Annotated in this window: 26 protein-coding genes; 1 reads left to right on the top strand and 25 read right to left on the bottom strand. The window is 37.6% G+C overall.

Translation table 11 applies throughout. The features are described from left to right. The 19 genes from H8B09_RS29965 to H8B09_RS29870 form a co-directional block, all read right to left on the bottom strand. Positions 1-546 carry an AAA family ATPase gene (locus tag H8B09_RS29965; protein ID WP_191207235.1) on the bottom strand — a complete coding sequence of 182 codons (546 nt, stop codon included), beginning with the start codon at positions 544-546 and terminating at the stop codon, positions 1-3. Beyond that, on the bottom strand, positions 539-1,171 hold the full coding sequence (locus H8B09_RS29960) for a hypothetical protein (RefSeq protein ID WP_191207234.1): 633 nt from the start codon (positions 1,169-1,171) through the stop codon (positions 539-541). Before H8B09_RS29960 ends, H8B09_RS29965 begins: the two co-directional genes overlap by 8 nt. A gap of 54 nt (positions 1,172-1,225) precedes the next feature. Further along, the gene (locus H8B09_RS29955; protein WP_191207233.1) at positions 1,226-1,888 is read right to left on the bottom strand and encodes a 3'-5' exonuclease; all 663 of its coding nucleotides are present in this window, start codon (positions 1,886-1,888) and stop codon (positions 1,226-1,228) included. A gap of 245 nt (positions 1,889-2,133) precedes the next feature. After that, positions 2,134-2,715, bottom strand: coding sequence for a histidine phosphatase family protein (locus H8B09_RS29950; RefSeq protein WP_191207232.1), 582 nt, complete (start codon positions 2,713-2,715; stop codon positions 2,134-2,136). A gap of 9 nt (positions 2,716-2,724) precedes the next feature. Further along, the gene (locus tag H8B09_RS29945) at positions 2,725-3,108 is read right to left on the bottom strand and encodes a DUF2500 domain-containing protein (protein ID WP_318152862.1); all 384 of its coding nucleotides are present in this window, start codon (positions 3,106-3,108) and stop codon (positions 2,725-2,727) included. Positions 3,109-3,126: 18 nt separating this feature from the next. Then, positions 3,127-3,945: an ADP-ribosylglycohydrolase family protein gene (locus tag H8B09_RS29940; RefSeq protein WP_191207231.1), complete on the bottom strand. Its 819-nt coding sequence runs from the start codon at positions 3,943-3,945 to the stop codon at positions 3,127-3,129. Positions 3,946-4,014: 69 nt separating this feature from the next. Continuing rightward, entirely contained in the window at positions 4,015-4,545 is a 531-nt protein-coding gene (locus tag H8B09_RS29935) for a hypothetical protein (RefSeq protein ID WP_191207230.1), read from the bottom strand. A 15-nt stretch (positions 4,546-4,560) separates the two neighbouring features. Further along, the gene (locus H8B09_RS29930; protein WP_191207253.1) at positions 4,561-4,890 is read right to left on the bottom strand and encodes a low molecular weight protein tyrosine phosphatase family protein; all 330 of its coding nucleotides are present in this window, start codon (positions 4,888-4,890) and stop codon (positions 4,561-4,563) included. 448 nt (positions 4,891-5,338) lie between these two features. Then, entirely contained in the window at positions 5,339-6,244 is a 906-nt protein-coding gene (locus tag H8B09_RS29920; protein ID WP_191207228.1) for an ATP-grasp domain-containing protein, read from the bottom strand. A 95-nt stretch (positions 6,245-6,339) separates the two neighbouring features. After that, a complete protein-coding gene (locus H8B09_RS29915) occupies positions 6,340-6,828 on the bottom strand; it encodes a hypothetical protein (protein WP_224754134.1) in 489 nt (162 codons plus the stop codon). Beyond that, a complete protein-coding gene (locus H8B09_RS29910) occupies positions 6,800-7,189 on the bottom strand; it encodes a YunG family protein (protein WP_191207226.1) in 390 nt (129 codons plus the stop codon). The genes H8B09_RS29915 and H8B09_RS29910 overlap by 29 nt, the downstream gene beginning before the upstream one ends. 150 nt (positions 7,190-7,339) lie before the next feature. Continuing rightward, a complete protein-coding gene (locus H8B09_RS29905) occupies positions 7,340-7,753 on the bottom strand; it encodes a DUF6678 family protein (protein ID WP_191207225.1) in 414 nt (137 codons plus the stop codon). A 58-nt stretch (positions 7,754-7,811) separates the two neighbouring features. Next, a complete protein-coding gene (locus H8B09_RS29900) occupies positions 7,812-8,306 on the bottom strand; it encodes a DUF1572 family protein (RefSeq protein ID WP_191207224.1) in 495 nt (164 codons plus the stop codon). A gap of 228 nt (positions 8,307-8,534) precedes the next feature. Then, entirely contained in the window at positions 8,535-8,912 is a 378-nt protein-coding gene (locus H8B09_RS29895) for a hypothetical protein (RefSeq protein WP_224754133.1), read from the bottom strand. Between the two features lie 320 nt (positions 8,913-9,232). After that, positions 9,233-9,640 (bottom strand): HEAT repeat domain-containing protein, encoded by a 408-nt coding sequence (locus H8B09_RS29890; RefSeq protein WP_191207222.1) that lies wholly within the window; start codon positions 9,638-9,640, stop codon positions 9,233-9,235. Between the two features lie 526 nt (positions 9,641-10,166). Then, positions 10,167-10,862: an MBL fold metallo-hydrolase gene (locus H8B09_RS29885; protein ID WP_191207221.1), complete on the bottom strand. Its 696-nt coding sequence runs from the start codon at positions 10,860-10,862 to the stop codon at positions 10,167-10,169. A 158-nt stretch (positions 10,863-11,020) separates the two neighbouring features. Beyond that, positions 11,021-11,446 (bottom strand): SMI1/KNR4 family protein, encoded by a 426-nt coding sequence (locus H8B09_RS29880; protein ID WP_224754132.1) that lies wholly within the window; start codon positions 11,444-11,446, stop codon positions 11,021-11,023. Between the two features lie 478 nt (positions 11,447-11,924). Beyond that, a complete protein-coding gene (locus H8B09_RS29875; RefSeq protein WP_191207219.1) occupies positions 11,925-12,167 on the bottom strand; it encodes a hypothetical protein in 243 nt (80 codons plus the stop codon). Between the two features lie 70 nt (positions 12,168-12,237). Then, positions 12,238-12,687: a GyrI-like domain-containing protein gene (locus H8B09_RS29870; protein WP_191207218.1), complete on the bottom strand. Its 450-nt coding sequence runs from the start codon at positions 12,685-12,687 to the stop codon at positions 12,238-12,240. 199 nt (positions 12,688-12,886) lie between these two features. Here H8B09_RS29870 and H8B09_RS29865 point away from each other — a divergent pair, with 199 nt between their 5' ends. Further along, entirely contained in the window at positions 12,887-13,144 is a 258-nt protein-coding gene (locus tag H8B09_RS29865) for an excalibur calcium-binding domain-containing protein (protein ID WP_191207217.1), read from the top strand. 421 nt (positions 13,145-13,565) lie between these two features. Here the strand turns inward: H8B09_RS29865 and H8B09_RS29860 are convergent, their stop codons facing one another. From H8B09_RS29860 to H8B09_RS29835, 6 genes are all read right to left on the bottom strand, one after another. After that, positions 13,566-14,219, bottom strand: coding sequence for a lysozyme inhibitor LprI family protein (locus tag H8B09_RS29860; RefSeq protein ID WP_191207216.1), 654 nt, complete (start codon positions 14,217-14,219; stop codon positions 13,566-13,568). Between the two features lie 150 nt (positions 14,220-14,369). Further along, on the bottom strand, positions 14,370-14,939 hold the full coding sequence (locus H8B09_RS29855) for a hypothetical protein (RefSeq protein WP_191207215.1): 570 nt from the start codon (positions 14,937-14,939) through the stop codon (positions 14,370-14,372). 243 nt (positions 14,940-15,182) lie between these two features. Beyond that, positions 15,183-15,536, bottom strand: coding sequence for a hypothetical protein (locus H8B09_RS29850; protein ID WP_191207214.1), 354 nt, complete (start codon positions 15,534-15,536; stop codon positions 15,183-15,185). 202 nt (positions 15,537-15,738) lie between these two features. After that, positions 15,739-16,377, bottom strand: a complete 639-nt coding sequence (locus H8B09_RS29845) for a hypothetical protein (protein WP_191207213.1) — start codon at positions 16,375-16,377, stop codon at positions 15,739-15,741. Between the two features lie 210 nt (positions 16,378-16,587). Further along, positions 16,588-17,043, bottom strand: coding sequence for a hypothetical protein (locus tag H8B09_RS29840; RefSeq protein WP_191207212.1), 456 nt, complete (start codon positions 17,041-17,043; stop codon positions 16,588-16,590). A gap of 222 nt (positions 17,044-17,265) precedes the next feature. After that, on the bottom strand, positions 17,266-17,814 hold the full coding sequence (locus tag H8B09_RS29835; protein ID WP_191207211.1) for an ATP-binding protein: 549 nt from the start codon (positions 17,812-17,814) through the stop codon (positions 17,266-17,268). Positions 17,815-18,175: the final 361 nt, after the last annotated feature.

The raw sequence follows: 18,175 nt of genomic DNA, 5'->3' as shown, positions 1-18,175 counted from the left end.
TTAAATCTCCTTAGTCCGCTCAATATACCTCATAACAATTTCAACTCTCTCCTCAACGGACTGGTCTCCCTCTATACGTAGAATAGGACATGTTAAGTCTAGCATCCACTGCTCATGGAGCGCCTTGCTTCTCACTTCTAAACCTGCTGTGTCATAAAGCGCAGCCCAATCCAAAAACGCAACAGATTGTTCGTGTTTGTCACCGCCAGGCAATATCGAATCACCATATCGTTGAAATTCCCTATCCCGCAGCCGCTGTAATCTAATTTCTGCAGGAACATGTAGAAAAACAACTAGATCAAAAATCGACTTTAACTCATCTCCCCAACCGCAAATTGCTCCGGAGAGAATCCATTGCTCATGGCTGTCCATATCCTTTTGTAATGACTGAACTCTCTCCTGCGGAACCCTTGGGCTGCTGAACTTCTCTTTCCAGAAATAATCATCGCCATCAAAATTCACATGGGGCAAAATTTTCGTTAACTCGCTGCCTAGCGTCGTCGCTCCTGAGCCAGAGGCTCCAAAAATATGAATTCGGTTATACATGAATACCTCCCAATAAAGAGATGTCCGACAAATGCTCTTTCCAGCATTCATGCATTTTAGATAAAACCTTGTTCTTCAATTTTTCATTCAACCCAACTAATGTAGGATCTAACGCTACCCAATAGCTATAATTCATGAAGATGAATTTCCATTGTTCTCGAATCTCTTGGTTAAAGTCAGTCCAATCCTTCACGCAAAGCTCATGCCATAGCCTTAGCTGTTCCATCAATGTTTTCTCCTGAAAAGGTTCAGAGTCTGAAGTTATCCCCTCATATTCCTTCCCGTAAAAAACATCAATCAACTTGATTCGACCATCTATATTGGCATTCATTTCTTCCAGTTCCTCTGATGGAATCCACAATTCCTCGTGTGTCCTTGAACCTACAATTTGTTCTTCATACTTATCAATAAATGGGCACTTTACTGTAAACTCAGTAACGAAACCAACATATCCCGAGAATTTATCTTTGGTATTCCATTCATGTGCAATCTCAGCAGCATATTCTTTATTTAATACCGGATAGAATATCGGTTGTTCTGGCAAACGAGGAGGGAATGCTTTCAACTCTAAGTCTAGAATCAGCTTCATCTCCGTTAATCCTACAGGTCTGAAGAGGGTTTTCATGCTTAAATCCCACCTTCATAAAAAGTCTGTCCTACACACTCCAACACCTACTACTCACACCATCGGAATGACCTTAAACCGCTTTACCAATACAGGATCAATAAATTCAATATCATTGATAGCTCTGGCTTGGAACTCTTCTAATATCCTTAGGAAAATTCGACCTATTAGAATGCTATCCCCTAGCGCATCATGCCTTCTTAAATCCTTATCGTTAATGTTGTAGTATTTGATTAAATAATCTGTCCATATTATTCCCTTTATTTCTGGATGAAGATAGGAGAACAATGCCTTCGTATCTAAACAAGGATTCGTGAGCATCGGAAGGTTATATCGCCTACATTCATTCGATAATAACGGCAAGTCAAACTCATAGCCTGCATGAGTGATTAAGATACAATCCTTGGCAAACTCCAAGAAATCATTATATTTGTCCTTCAAATTAGGAGCATCTTCTAGAAAGGAATTATAAATACCGGTATACCGTTCAACCGCTTCAGGAATTGGCTTTGGAGATTTAATGTACGAATTAAAGGTCTTGTTCTCTAAGATTACTCCGTTCTCAATTATGACTGCGCCTATCTGAGTTATGTGCTCTGTCTCATGATTTATTCCGGTAGCCTCAAAGTCAAAAACGCAAAACCTTTGTTCCGATATATTCGTAATAGAAACTCCTGAAACAACGTATTCTGTATCAGAAATAGTTTTGATTTCCAATAAAATCACCCCGTTACCATTTGTGCATTAGAGTAGCATTCATCTACGGATTCAAAATCAATCATTGTCTGAAAACATATCGTTACATCGCGTTCCACTTAGAATACTTCAAATAGCTCCACTGCTTATTCTGCATTTAATACTCTATGGAAATCTCCGTACAAATAAATATACCACTACCTCTAAATAATGGTAATAGTTCAATTAAAGTCTTATTTACTTTTTCTTAACTATAGTTGCACCTTCTAAATACTGCCGTCCTTAAGATGTTGTGTGCAGTTATGCAACTGACAAGTCCATTGATTATTAATTTTCTTCAATATAGTCAACGAGGTATTGTCGAAATGTTGTGAAGGGTAATCGGGGAATAAAAATGCGAAAGTAAATTGAGCCAGCGCACCATGTGAAACGACTACAACCTTTTCACCTGGGTGTTTCTGATGGATTTCTTCTAGAAATTGATTCGCTCTTTTTTGAACATCTTCTATCGGCTCAATGCCAAGGTCTAGCTCTCTCCATTTCTCTCCCCACTTCTGTAGTCTTTCTTGTTCTGTCGTACCTTCAATTAATCCTCCTGCCCGTTCTTTGAGACGATCTTCGAGGTTAACTTTCTCTCCAATAGCATCCCCTATTATTACAGCTGTTTGTTTAGCTCTAGCCAGAGAACTTGAATAAATGTGATTCCACTCTTCTTTCCTTAATCGGTTCGCGAGCAGCTCTGCTTGTGCGATGCCTTCCTGATCTAGCGAAATATCCGAATTACCTTGCGCCCGACCTTCTTTGTTCCAGCTTGTACTTCCATGCCTAATAAGTGCAATAGTTGTCATTGTGTCCTCCTAATCAATCGTTCTCACGAACTCCACAAATCTAGTTCCTTGATAAGTCAGTTCGCCAATATCTCCAACCACATATAATCCGAAACGATCTCCTCTTACCTGCAATTCAATTCGACTACGGTCTTCAAACTCGAATGTAATATGATAATTGGTGTTAGCGCTTGAATCGCCGGATCCACCCCAGACCTCCGTTCTCTTATCGACGACTTTACATTTCTTCTTTATGACTTCTGCTCTGTTATTGGAGGTCCATGAGATTAGCCCTTTGGATATAATGAAGATGAAAGTTCCTACTATGAATAGTAAAATAAGTCCTCCAAACAATTTGAAAACCAACGGCATTTCGGCTATAAATCCTTTAAAGGTATTATCATATCCATTCACCAGGAGATCCCCCTTTCTCTACATTGGTATTTCATACTTTGAATTAAACTCTCTGATTATGCTTCTGAACCTTGGATCGAGTTTCAACATTACGTCTGATGCCATTTCGCTTGGAATTTCTTTGTAAAAGGCGTGTGCGATTCCACCTGCTATACATGCTATTGTATCGCTATCTCCGCCGATCGATATTGCTTTCCTTATGGCGTCTTCGAAATGATCTGATTCCAAGAAAGCTATGATTGCCTGGGGAACAGAGCCCTGACAGCTCGGATCAAACGTATACGTCGGTCTAATTTCATCTAGACTTTGCTCTAAGTTATACTTGAATTTCCGTTGAATGTAGTCTTTGATCTCGGCTTTAGACTCCCCATGTCGGGCCAGAAAAATAGCTGCAGCCACGGCCTGAGCGCCTTTAATTCCGTGTCGATGATTATGTGTTACAATGGCTGATCTTCTGGATTCAGCTAATGCTTCCTCCAGTGTCTGACTCGCGAATCCAATCGGGCTCACCCTCATTGCCGATCCATTGCCGTAACTTCGATACGGTTTCGAGGATCTGTTCTTCGCCCATTCTTCGAATTTCTGTCCGTAACCAGCATCAGGAAACCAATGATAGTACTGTCTATATCTACTGGCATATAGTTGTTTACTTGCTAGATAGTCTGCCAGCCTGTTCTTTTGTTTATTTCTGCTTAATACAGCATCTGCAACCGCTACGGTCAATACAGTATCATCCGTAAATCTAGTGAATCTGCTATACAACGGGAATTCAGTCGACTTCATATTGTGCCATTCATAAACAGAGCCAATTACATCCCCAATGATGGCCCCTAACATAGATGATTTTTCCTCCTTTGTCCATCAAATCAGACTGTTAAGGACCCAGAAAGTCTTCTTTTTCATAGATTAGTTAAGATCACTCTCGATCTTTTCAATACTTCTTTTCGCACGTTCGTTTAATGACTTCTTATCTTTCATATTGTAGTTCTCTAACTCATGCCCTGTATCAATGACCAGAGGCTTCTTGATAATATCGTCAAGAATTAGAAATGCTGTTTTATACGCTTCGATCCTGGAATCATGACTTAGTTGAGGTTTGATCTTGTTAATGATTTCAATTATCCCTTCCGCATACATGAGCTTAACGATGCTATCGGAACTCATCACATTTCTAGATGCAAATGATAGAACGTTCTTAAGAATCTTGTCATTCGGGTAATTCGCTGCAATGGAAACTAGTCGGTTGATTGCGTTCCAATCTCTGATCGATAACTCTTTCGTATATCGGGCTACCATTTCTTCAAACCAATCGGTCTCCAACTGCTTGGGAATGTTGTATTGTTTGTATTCCTCTATACATCCATTCCGAAACATTTGAAAAGCGCTGCCGTTATAAGTTGTAAACAGTTCTTTAGCTCTTCCTAACTGATCATTCATGCTAACACCATCTTTCTACTCTGGAAGTTCCAAATATTCCGATACTCTTGATTTCAGAATCTCGATCAACTCTTCATCCATATATTTAAAATCATCAGGAATGTCCAAGCAAATGACCTTCTTCGTGTTTAGCTTATATGAGAATTTATCCTTAAGTCTTCTAAGATGTTTCCTCTCCATTACAAAAATCATATCAGACCAACCAATATGTCCTTCCGTAACTTTGATTCTTGCGCCTTCTTCCGTGCCAGCGGATCTTACCTCATAACCATTGATTCCGTCGAAAATCTTCTCTGCAGTCAAGCTGCGCCACTTATTGCGGCTGCAAATAAAAAGTACCTTAATGAATTCCACCTGTCCTTTAATAAGTTTTTAAACCCTAATTCAGATCAATCACTGTGACTGTTTAATATACGAAGTTCCAAGATCCATTAATCCCCTTACAAAGATACGGTTATGTTGTTCCTTATCATCTTTATATTCGAACACCCAATCGGGCCAAATATAATCGGTCAATGTCCTTTTCCCGCTTACCGCAATACCAATTGTTTTACCCAAATTATATGTATCAGACTCGGATGAGCTGCCTTTACTTATATACACATTATTCTCGAATCGAAGGGTATCACCTTTTATTTCGTATTTATCGACCCAAATTCGTGTGTTGAGGAAATAGAGCAGAATACTTAAGAAAAGTAAGATGACTATTAGTCCAACAATTTTCCATCTTCTAATAAATATCTGCCTCCTTGCGTGAACATGTTGCCGGTCTAATGCTGCTGCCTTCTCCAATTCAATCCGCACGCTCTTTAATCGTTTCATAAAATTCTAGAATATTTGAATCTGTTGGCAGGCCTGACACTTGGCCATCCCCAATTTCAATAACGATCCAATCGCCAGTAAACGTCTTCCCGATATCCATCGTAAAGAAGCTGCTTCCAATCGTCTGCGCGAGTCGATTGAAGACCTCCAAATCAGGTATCTCCTCGTCGTATTGACTATCTTCCCAATAATTGAATAGATAAAGAAATTGATTTTTGAAATAGAACAGCCTGTATTCCTTTGAAAGTGGCATCTGACTTTTAGAATGTACAGAAATTCTTTCAAGGTTTACGAACTCCCTGAATACTAAACCTTCATTGATTTCATCACCTTGTCGATCAATGAAATTCTTGATCACCTTAGCTGCATGATTTCTATCCGAAGCATCTGGTATGTAAAATGACTCATGCCATTCGTGTTTCCTTGACTTCACATAATCCTTAACGATGATCGACTTGTTCCCAAACTGAGACAGATTACTGTATATCTGACTCCAATCATTCTTCAGATTTTCAATTGAAATCCAATTGCTATAAGGAGTGAATTCTTTAATCTTATCGTAAGAATTAGGCAGCCAATGACCATTCCGATATTCCTCAGGATCGTTAATAAGAAGTATATTCTTCTTCTTTAATCCGTTATATAGATCTTCATAATATTTGGGTTTTATCATCCAGCCTCTATATAGGGCTGTTACATAGTTTTCAGTATTCGGACTAATTTTACTTAAGGCCTTCTCGAGGTTTCCTTCCAGCAACTCTTCAAGACAAATCAACTTGATCATAAACCCCAGAGATTGTGCAGAGGAGTACTCTTGCTCATAATCCACATCAACTGCATTCTTATTCATCGGATCGGAACAAAAAATTAGAATCATATGGCCTCGACTCCATAATTAATTTTGATACTGCATTCGCAGAAGTTTCACTTAACAACGTGAGCATACGAAGTTTTCGATATTAAGCTCATTGTCTATTCATTTATCGGCCTATACACATGTTTCATATTTTCAAAATAACTGGTCTTGTCGAATATCATCTCGGGCACTAGTTCTAACCAGTTAACATCAGTACCAATTCGTTCATAGTTGTATGGTATCCCCAACTTGCTTGCATCCACGCCAATCCGACACCATACAACCTCATTGTCCCTATTAATAACTTCTGCAACAATTACAGTGCAAGTTAAATCACAGTCATCCGGACACATTAGAATAGGCAAGATAACTCTCTCATGATTCGATTGAAACCGACTTAGGACAAACTTTGCTTCATCCTTCAGGTCAATCCAATCTGTAATTGTTGGGATGATCCCTAAATATAAATCGTTTGGATACAGAGAATGGAGGTAAATATCTAATGCTATCCCATCGATTAGTATTGTTGGATGCTCTACCGAAGCATACTTACTCTTCAACATTTCGACAGAGAGACTATTCACTAGGGTCACTCTTCCTCTCATCTATTCTCTGTCTCATTTTCAATTGTTCAATCACTCTTTGATGCAGATATTCATATTGTTCTTGGTTTGTATCCAGCAATGCTTCTTCTCGATTCGATAGAAGATCCTCATATATAATCGTTTTACTAAATTGGGACTCTGTAAAATCATATCTTTGATTATCAATGTCGTTATAGAAATGCCAGCCCTCTCCAATATGAGTTTTTACTATACGTCCACCAATTAGATCATGGATTACAAGAGCAGTTACTCCACATTGACCCCTAGCTGGATTGTTAAGAGTCCATTTTGAACTGGATCTTAGAGACCAAGAATCTAATAAAATCTCGAGTAGAGCCTTTTTATCTAGGATATTTTGCATTCCACTTTGCTCCGATCAGATTAAGTAGATTATATTCATTGAGTTTCGAAATCACAGAAGAACAAAGCATTACTATAATCACTCTCATTTAGCTTTCTGTGGTTTCGTATAATGGCCTCTAATTCTCAAAACTTCACTACTAATCTTTTATTACTTATCTGTTTGAGCTGTGTATCCGTAAATATAGATCGAATCACTACTGCAGTGATATGGAATTGAGTATTCTTTGAGTATCCCTATAAACTCCTCAGTAATATCAATTACTTCAGGTGATATCAATCTCCCTATATTTACAATCCGTCTTGGTCTAACCCTTATCCATTCAACATCATAAAACGGCATCAGCCCTTCGACCCAATCCCCCACATACCACACATCTTCTTCAAACTCATTGGGGGAGGTAGATTCGACTAATACATACTTTGCTTGGAAAGGCGGTGGAAATGGCAAAATTTTTAGAACCGCGGTTTGTAGCTCTTTCCACTTTGTTTTATTCATTATTGAAGTTAATTGCCTTTCCTTTACTGCATTCATAACTTTTGCTTTGTAACGGTCACGATCCAATCATATTACCGCCTTTAGGGAACTATATTGCGTTGGACTTAATTCACTCAAACTCGCTTTAATAAGTCTTCTTATGAATCGAAGTCAGGTTATAAGATGATCCTCGACATATTTTTGTTATGTATAGAATTTGACCAAGGTGTTCTGAGTAATGAGTTGCACATTGTTGTAGCACTTCATAAATCGATTTTTCTTTCCCTCGCACATCTATTTTCCTTAGTAAATCTTCATTATGTAATTCCTTTACGTTATCAATCAGAAAATTAAAAGAGTCATCTATTCTATTTAACAAGTCATCTTTCGAAACATATAGTTCTCTGTTAAATTCATCGCTCCTAGATCTTATATCTTGATATCCATGAATACCTGTTCCAATTCTTTGGTTAATATTCCCTTCAATATGAACAACCAAATTAGCTATTGTATTACTTTCATAATTGGGTCGGAAATTCAATTCGTTATCATCTAATTGATCGATCCCCTTCTTCATGGTGTCCCTAATCTCTTCAAACTTACTAATTAGTTGAACGAATATTAGGTTATAGATATCCATGGTTCCACTCCTGTCTATACGGTCTATTACAGTAAATGTGTCCTAAATAAAGTGATTATCATTTGTTTTAACAAAATGATGATCACTCCCCTTAAACCCAGCTCATGAAGCGTTGGAGTAAAGTGCATCCTAATTAACTTTCTGAAATCTTTAGTATTCATGTTTTTATACCCTTTGTTAGATTTTCCCTGTCATTACGTCAATATCAGTCTTTAATTCTCAGCTGTGTCATCCTCGACTGGACATGGTCCCCTCATCCGCTACCTTTTCCGTTGTCTGCCCCTTATTCGCATCACTCATCCTAAGATATCCGCCAGACATCGTAAATGGAACTTCCTCTTTGCCTTCCTCCACAATACCATTGAGTTGAACATCAGGGTTATCAAAGTCCAGCAGCTTCGAATCCCCGAATACCTCTTTAATTGGCGCAGTGATTGTGTAAACGACCTTCTCGCCTGGCTTAAGATGCACTGGCCGGCCAGTATCCGTTCTCCCTTCGATCTTAAAAGGATTACTCGCGGATCCGTTAGGCTGAAGGATCGGATAATATAAGAAGAAATTCAGGTTTTCAATCGCTACCTGGCCTTCATTTCGAACCTCTATCACATAGGACCTATCATCCGCACTGGAATCGGAGCTAATCATATGAATCTTAATATCATTATCATCAAAATGTGTATCGCTACTAGCTTTCGAACATGCCGATAATAAAACAACGAATAATAAAATAATAATGCTATGAAATCTCACATTCTCACCTCGAAATCCATTGTGGAATTAACTCTACAGCCACCACCTTATTTTCCTATATTTTACACCACATCTCTTACGTAAGTAACCTTAAATCTTCAACCATCATATGTTACGAATCATTTTACTTACAACAACGCCAAAAAGGACTTCTTCGGAGTGAAGTCCTCGCTTAATTATCTATAATTGTTTTCCTCTATTCTTTTCTTAACGATCTCTCTAATCTCTTCATCTTCATCATTAATTAGCATTTGAAGAATCTTTAATGTTGCCTTTTTATTTCTTGCTAGTGAACTTCTTACGAGCGATTCATTGTCTTTAACTAATATCATTTGAATATCTTCTGAAATCTTGTTCTTAGAAGCAATTATGCTGCGGACTCTCCATTCTGGATGATCACACAAGGCTCTTAATACTTCTAAAGGGACTGTCTTGTTGTGTGCTACCCAAAATGACATATCCGGATATTTAGCGAGAACTTCATGCCATACTTCTATTGTTGCTTCATCCCACGCTGCTCTTAAATATTCTTCTTGCTTTTCACTTGTTCGTAAATGGTAAAATTCATCAGCTGAAGTAATCACATTCTAAGCTTCTTTCTTTTTTATTTGCCCCGGAATTAACCTACCGTTTTTTTGCAATCAAAGATTATGTATTCTCCGTGTTTCTAGTATTTGGTCAATGTGATGGTAAGCATGCTGAATATCATGTTCTAAAGCATCTCGGACTGTTGCTTCCCCATTCTGATGAATTAATACTCTATTCAATGAATCAGGAAGGCTATTGCATAGATATGTAATGTATTCTCTTATTATTTTAAACAACTGAATTTCTAGTTGAATTGGCCTTCTTACATGTTCAAGATTCTTGTTCCATACATTTGGGTCAAAATCGTTAAAGAAATACTTAACTCCTGTATCAGCTAACGCGTATCGATTGATTTGAAAATAATTCAAATCACATATATCTATTAATTATCTCTACATCTGATTGTGATAATGTATTTGTATTCATCTATAATCACTCCTTTTAAACTACAGTATTTCCGAAGGCACATTATGTTTTTGTATTCACGAACTCTCTCTGGCTAATAGGCAAAAGCCCGGTCACTTAAAAGATCTGGACAATATTGTCTGACACTTTTGTATGTGTTTGAAAGATGGTTATGTCATGATACGGTAATGGAATACATCCCTTCTCAGACGCTTCATTAATAAATGCTGCATTATTCTCTGAACTCGAATAGACGCCGATTGGTCTTTTTTGTGTTAGATTATCGCGTATGTAACATTCGTCCCCAGTAATAACATAATCCTTATTATTATGTTCAAAATAGATGACAGATGAACCAACTGTGTGTCCTCCAACGACCTTAAACCTAAATTTATTATCGAATAAATAGGTATCATTTACTTTCACTACATTTTCTTTACGGAGTCTTTCTTGTACAATTGGGTTTCCACTTTCCATAGTATGAAGATAGTCACTATAACTAATGATTATTTGTGCATCAGGAAACAAGTCAATATTATCAATATGATCAAAATGATTATGAGTAATGAAAATAACATCAACGTGATTTGGAATTATTTTATTCACTTCATCGTCGACATTACATAGCTCTATGCCCCATTGATTTGCAATAATAGGATCACGAAATCCGACATCAAATAATATCGTTTTATTATTATATTTAGCTATGTAGTATGACCATGAAATCTTAATTAAGTCTTCTGAAGTTTCATCTCGAAAAATATATTTAGCGCCTAATAACGATTCACCGAACTTTACGGCATACAGTTGCATTCATTTCTCTCCTTTAGTCTTTGCAGCTATTTCCTATAAGCTTATCAGTGTAAGGTTGTTCGACTGCTCGCGCTCCCCGAATTCCCCCTGAAGGACCGAGGATCGGAAGCGTGAATAAGTGTTATTTGAAGTCGCTGCCTACTTGAGTTTACATTTAATTAATCTTCATATGCATCCCCAATGGATTCAAAATCATCTCTTAACCAAAAGTAAGGATACTCTCCGTTATTTATAAACGCCCTCTCAATTAATTCTTCAAGTGATTTAGTAATGATTTGGTTACTTCCAGATATAGCATGAGTTTCATGAAAACTATCATAACAACGACCAGCCCGATTTCGATCTATGCTAAAATCAATTGAAATATATTCATAGCAGTCATATCTGCCAATGGTATACCAATTCATTGAAATATCTAATTCTTCATCCAACAATAGTTCATTGTAAGTCTCTTCACTTAAAATTACTTTGTTCGAAGGTAACACATCCATCGGTGGCAAAATTTCAATACAATTATCAGAGCTCTTAAATAAAGAAAGACCGCCACAAACAGAATAAAAATCAATTACTTGTTTTGGCATCATTAAGCCTTCCCTAATTATAGGTAGTTCGGATGGAGGAAGGACAATACAGTCATTGTGGTTTCTAATTTGATCTATAATTCGAGTTATACTCATAGTTGGTATTTTCCTCATTTCAATATCATTAACTTTCTAGAATTTCAATATAATATCCGTCCGCTTCAACATGTTCTTCAAACTCTTTATAAATAGACTCAATCTAGTCCATAATGGTCTGGTAGATATATTACTTGGTCTTGCTTGAAATATTTTGCAAACAAGATCTTCAGGAAACTGAATTAGAGCAGTAAAAATAACTCCCATAAGTTTCTCCCTGTATTTCCCACGATTGTATATAAGTCACTGTAATCACGAACCCGAGAGGCTCAAGGCGACAGCCGGCTGTTCGTAAGACTCTTATTTGAGGTCATTAAAAATGGTCTTCATGCTATATTACATTCAATGTCCTTCAATATATCCTTGATGACTCTTGCCACAAAGCCTATGTCTTTTTTCGAACTTGAATATACTTATACAAAAAGTAAATAGCAACAGCTACTAAAAAGAGAGGGATAGTTAAATACATCGCTAATCTTAAGATAAACTGTCCATAACTTGCATTAGGATCATCGAAAAACAAAGTGCCCACCAAAAAAAATAGACCACATAGTATTATTCCTAAAACACCAGGTACACCACAAACTAAAGCTATTAGTAGCCAACACCATTTCCTTTTATTGTTCATCAAATACCTTCTCCAAGCTGTAATTTAACTGAAGGTTTACGGAGGGTTATTCAGCTGTTCCAGCTTCCCCCTAAATCCCTCTACCGGACCGAATAAGAATATATGAATCGAATTCACTTTCTGGGTCTTCACCTTTAAATCTTTCATCATAGACTTCAAAACATACAATGTCATGTTGTTCATAATTATTTGATGCTAGCCAATCTATAAGGATATAAAATGTTTCACCAATCTTACTTAATGGGCCTTTATGAGTCATTCCAATATACTGACCAGCTGGTATCACATAAGAAAACATACCTTCTGGAATTTCTAATATATGTTCAACTTCTACCCCCGCTAAATAACCAGGTTCATTTCTCTTAATAACTCCAAAAGTTTCAGGAGAATTCTTACGACCCTGTATTTCTTGAATTCTGGAAAATAAAATAGACCAAGCATCTCCAGGGGTCATAGGACTTTCTATGTTTCCAATTCCAATTACTTTCTTTTCTTGAAATTCATAAACCTCAGGTTTCATATAGATAGCTCCTATCTTAGAGAGTTTGATGTGTCAGGCTGTCTCCACCCTCTGCCGGGCCGAGAGCGAATAGCCCGACATCTAAATATGGTGTCAGCAGCAGTCTCGACGTCTTGAAAACCTTACAAACTTCATATAGTATTTAATTACTCGTTATACCATTGTTGCTACTAGTAACCAATCAGAAAGGAGTCATAAAATGAAAAAGTATGTTTCTATATTAATTGGTCTTGTCCTCCTTCTTGGATCAATAAATTCTGTTTCTGCAAAAACTGAAATTATTACATACAAAAACTGCACTGAACTAAACAAAGTTTATAAAGGTGGCGTTGCACAATCCACTTCTGCGAAAAATAAAGGCGGAAAAACGAAATACAAGCCATTTGTTTCCAAAGAACTTTATGAAGCGAATAAAAAGAGTGATAGGGATAAAGACTTTATCGCATGTGAGAAGTAATATTTCTCGACCTTCCATAATGGAAGGTCTTTATTATGCGTTAATATCGAAGATTTCTGCTAACGTCTTTGTTCTCACGTACCCTATTGGCTTAAGCGCGCAAGCCAATGCAGGGTTGTCCGGCTGCCGACACTTCCCCGAAATCCCTCTGCTGGCCGAGAGCCGGATGGCCCGATTCGAGAGGCGTGAGTATCTTCCTCTCATTCGTTCTTGTCACTTTCAGATAACGTTCTTGTATTTATGAAACGACCCAGCCTTAGATAGCTCCTATCTTAGGCTGGGTCGTTTGTTGTCCAAGTATTCTTCCATCATTATACATCTAGTAACTAAGGGATGGTAGCCCCGAAGCGTGAATATGGTATTATGCATCGTTACTATCTTCGAAGCGTCACCTAAAAAACCTTTGATCAAGATTCCAACTTTATTTTTTACTTTGGTATATAAACTCAACTTCACCATCTAGCAAATATCGATATTCAAATAATTGCATTGTTCTTTCCCTAATTCTCTCTCGTTCATCCTTGGCTAGGCTTACCGATCCTTGAGTTCCAAGGTAACCATTATTAATAAATGTCTTTTCTACAAATTTTGTTTCCTTTAAGTGATACTGTAACCATTCTTTCTGCGATTCAATTAGTGCTTCTCTTGGTTCTCTATCCAACTTGGAAAGAAGCATTTTATATATTTGATTCAACTCTTTATCCCAAATCTCTGTATACTTGCCTTCCAACGCACCCCATCCCAACGTTGTAATATCCTCATTGGAATTTATTAATTCATTTAATTCCAACTCATAATCATGATCTATAGGATTTCGAAGCATTTCATCATAAAATTCTCCTTTCAAATCATAGTTCCCAATGCTCATGGATAACACTTCATTGTTAGAAGGATTTGATCGACCTTCAGTTATTTCTTCCGATTCTGTTCCATTACCTATACTCACTTCATCAGGAGGCAGTTCAGAATTCATTATTGATTTCGTTTCAATGTTCAAGGTAGTTGACTGACTACTATTTTGACAAGATGACAACATTATCGTAATTAACAATAATAAGAGTGTCTTACCTTTCATTAATAATCTCCTTAAATATTCTCTTTAATAATTACTGGTAATGGTGCATAACGTTCTTGAATTCACGAACCATCACTGACTTAAGGGTGCCAGCCCGTGTTCTCAGACTTAGCCAGTGCAGGGTTGTCCGGCTGCTCCCGCTTCCCCTGATTAAAAAGAAAATAAACTATTTATTACTCTTACCCCTTTGTTTGATATTTCATTTGGATTTTCCTTAACTTCATTCTGGAGATAATCATATGAAATCCATTCAAAATGCTCTAAACGCAACAATTCTGCAATTTGTTTTACAGGATGATTCTCATATAATTCTTCAAAATCCGAAATATAAAATATCTTTGTTACATCTAGCGGGGTTATGACTTTCAATTTATTTGGGTTTGCATTTGCAAGTTCAACGAAGCGGTCTCTATTGTATTCATCTTGATTTATTTCAATATCCTCTTCCCAAGTACACTCATAATGGAACGTTCGTTTCTTACCATCATATATACTAACCGACCACCCGTGATCCTCTGCATTAATTAGGTGTAACAAAACTCCCCTGTTACTGTTGATAAGTCGTTTGTTTGGTTGAAACTTACTTCCATTGGGGATTATCGTTACCCAATTGTTACTAGAGGGATAAACAAATCCTCTAAGCCACGCCCTTCTTAATAAACCAACGCCATCATTCTGTTCTGTTGAATATAGGTAGTAGATCTCACTGAATTCACTCATATAATCTCTCCTAATTTTGCTTTGTGTATTCCGCCACTTTCATATAACGTCTTTGTATTCACGAACCCTCGCTTGCTTAAGGCAATTAACGGGAGCCGGGTCCACGGACTTAGCCAGTGCAGGGTTGCTCGGCTGCTTCCACATCCCCGAAATTCCCCTGCCGGATCGAGGGCCGAATGGCCCGATGCGTGAATATGGTGTTATATGAATGTTACCGACATCCTCGAAACCCATTCAGTTCTTCTATTCTCTTATCGTTCCCCATATCATTGAAAATTCTGGTTTGGTCTTTATTATCAATGGTTTTAACCCTTGATCTTCATCAAAAAATAATTGTAAAAATTCATTTCCAGATCTCTTCTCAATTTCTATTCCTTTAACATTTTCAAGGGTCAGATCTATTAAGATTTGATCAGCCTGCTTCCATGCAATTCTAGTCCAGTGACTTCCAGGCTCTATTTCAAAGTATAATTCTCCATTAGGTCTACTTAATTTATAAATGTTGTTGTTATAAAAGAATGGAACCTTTTCATCTAATATCTTCGGTTCTGATTCAAAGAGTTCGATAAATTCATATTCTTCCGGAAAAGGCTTCATAATGTCCTCCTGCTCTTTAACGCTCTTAGAGTAATTCGGTAATTTCATCAAACGTCTTTGTATTCACGAACCCTCACTGGCTTAAGCGCGCAAGCGCGGGTCCGACGGACTTAGCCAGTGCAGGGTTGTCCGGTTGCCTCCGACTTCCCCGAAATCCCTCTGCCGGACCGAGGGCCGAATGGCTCGATGCGTGAATATGGTGTTAGGTGAAGTTGCCACTTCTACGAATACTCCCTGTCCACATGTCCCCTGTATTTATAAAATACATTCGTTCTACTCTTTCATTAATTATTGTTTCATCTGTTCTTATCGCCTTTCTACGAACTTCATTAATCTCTTTCTCTGTTTCTAGATCACTTTCCCAAACATAATATCCATTTATACACCTCTCCCAGACAAACTGATCTATCAATGGATGTCGAACAATTATTGAAAATTGTTTATGCTCTTCGTTATTCATAAAAATATTATTGTAATATTCGATTTCATCTCCAAGTGCTGCTACCACTTGTGAGTCCATGAATTCAGGATCCGCTAGCCATATCTTTAAATAAAATGGTTGCTTCAACTGTTCAAGTTTCTCTTCCCAAGACATAAATATTTCTATTAACCGAAAAATGATTTGTTTTCTGAATTTTTTCGGCGGATTCTTCTTCCCGACTTTATTAGCGTTAATATAATGCAGATTATAGAAGGGTTTAATCCATACCTTTACATATTCCTTGTTATGTTTTAATAAAGACTCGATATCCAATTGCTTGTGATATTCCGTCCATGAAGAGAGCTTCCTTGCTCGTCTCTTCATGCCTCTGATCTTCTTATGTACTGAAGTAAACTTCATGAATAACCTCCAAACCCGCTCTTCGGCAATTTCACCTAACGTTCACTGGCTTAAGGGCGCCAGCCCGGGTCCGACGGACTTAGCCAGTGCAGGGTTGTCCGGTTGCCTCTACTTCCCTGAAATCCCTCTGCCGGACCGAGGGCCGGATGGCCCGATGCGTGAATATGGTGTTATCTGATGCAACCACACTTCTTGAATAACCCAAAAGATTTACTTGGCTCTTAATAACTTAAACCTCTTTAGCGTCTTCATTATACTTATTTTATCTTCAATATTGATTAAGTCTTTCAGCTTCATATCCCATATTAATAAATCAAGATCTTCACAGAGCTTTTTACAGATCTCAATAGCAATTTCTATACTGCCGGTATCTTTAAAAATATTAGTTCTTATTGAAATTAGTTCAGCTTTTTCTTCTTGTACTCCGCTATTAATTTGAATTTCAACAATACTCTTTCCATTATCAAAACAGTAATAACATATATCATCAAAAGAAGGCCATTTACTCTCAGGTGAATAATTCTTAACAAATTCAATAGATCGGATTACACTAACCGCTTTATTAAAGTTAAAATTGTTAGGTCCAATGAAATCCATTCCATTCTCTGTTAATTCTGGTTTATTTCCTTTCGGAAATAATATTAATTGATAGTCCAAAATAGCCATTAATTCTCTCCTCTCTAGGTTTGTATCGTGGTTGTTTCAGATAACGTCTTTGTATTCACGAACCCTCACTGGCTTAAGGGGCGCATGCCCCGGGTCCGACGGACTTTGCCAATGCAGGGTTGTCCGGCTGCTCTCGCTTCCCTGAAATCCCTCTGCCGGACCGAGGGCCGGATGGCCCGATGCGTGAATATGGTGTTATCTGAAGGATCGGCCTTCTTTGTATCAACTAAGATCACTAATTGCTTTAATTTCTTGAATAATATCCTCGATTTTTGTAGGATCATTTATTTCAAATAAATAATTCGCTTCATCTTTACTTGGTCGAACTTCTATGGAATTTTCTTGCCTCTTCAATACCTCCATAAAGTTCGAGGCACTCCTAAATATGACATTACTTCTTTGGGATTGTTGAACACGTTCTTTTAGTAAATCACCTGGTAAATCAAAATAAACAATAATACTTTCAAACCCCTTGTCATGAAAATACCGAAGCATTTTTGTTCTTCCTGTTTTATTTAAATTTGAATTACTCAATATAATGTGGAATTCGCTTTGCTCAACAGCATAATCAACAATTGCATTGGTCACTGAGTATTTAAGAGTGTTTAGACCTTCTACTGGACGAAGCTTCTTATAATGACTATTAATAAATTCAGCATGATTGTCCTGATCAATGACAACAGCTTTTTGTATTACAGATTCTAATTCTTTAGCAAAGGTAGTCTTTCCACTATGTGTTTTTCCAACTGTCATAATTACAAGGCGGCTCATGAGATTTTTCTCCTCTTGATTTTTTTATGTATTAAACGTTGCCGATCTTTCAGATAACGTCTTTGTATTCACGAACCCTCACTAGCTTAAGGGGCGCAAGCCCCGGGTACGATGGACTTAGCCAGTGCAGGGTTGTCCGGCTGCCACCACTCCCCCGAAATTCCCCTGCCGGACCGAGGGCCGGATGGCCCGATGCGTGAATATGGTGTTATATGATGTCGGCGTCTTCTTTGAACAACATACAATAATTGGTTCTAATCCTTGATTATTATTGTAACCTTATGTTCCTCAAGCACTTGAAGGATAGTCTTAATAGACTTTGGTTTGTTAGCATATCCGCTAATCTCTATGGTAAAAGGGG

The organism is Paenibacillus terricola, assembly GCF_014779765.1.
Lineage (GTDB): Bacteria > Bacillota > Bacilli > Paenibacillales > Paenibacillaceae > Paenibacillus_T > Paenibacillus_T terricola.
Note: the sequence above shows the minus strand (reverse complement) of the source record. Positions and strands in the feature narration are given on the sequence as shown.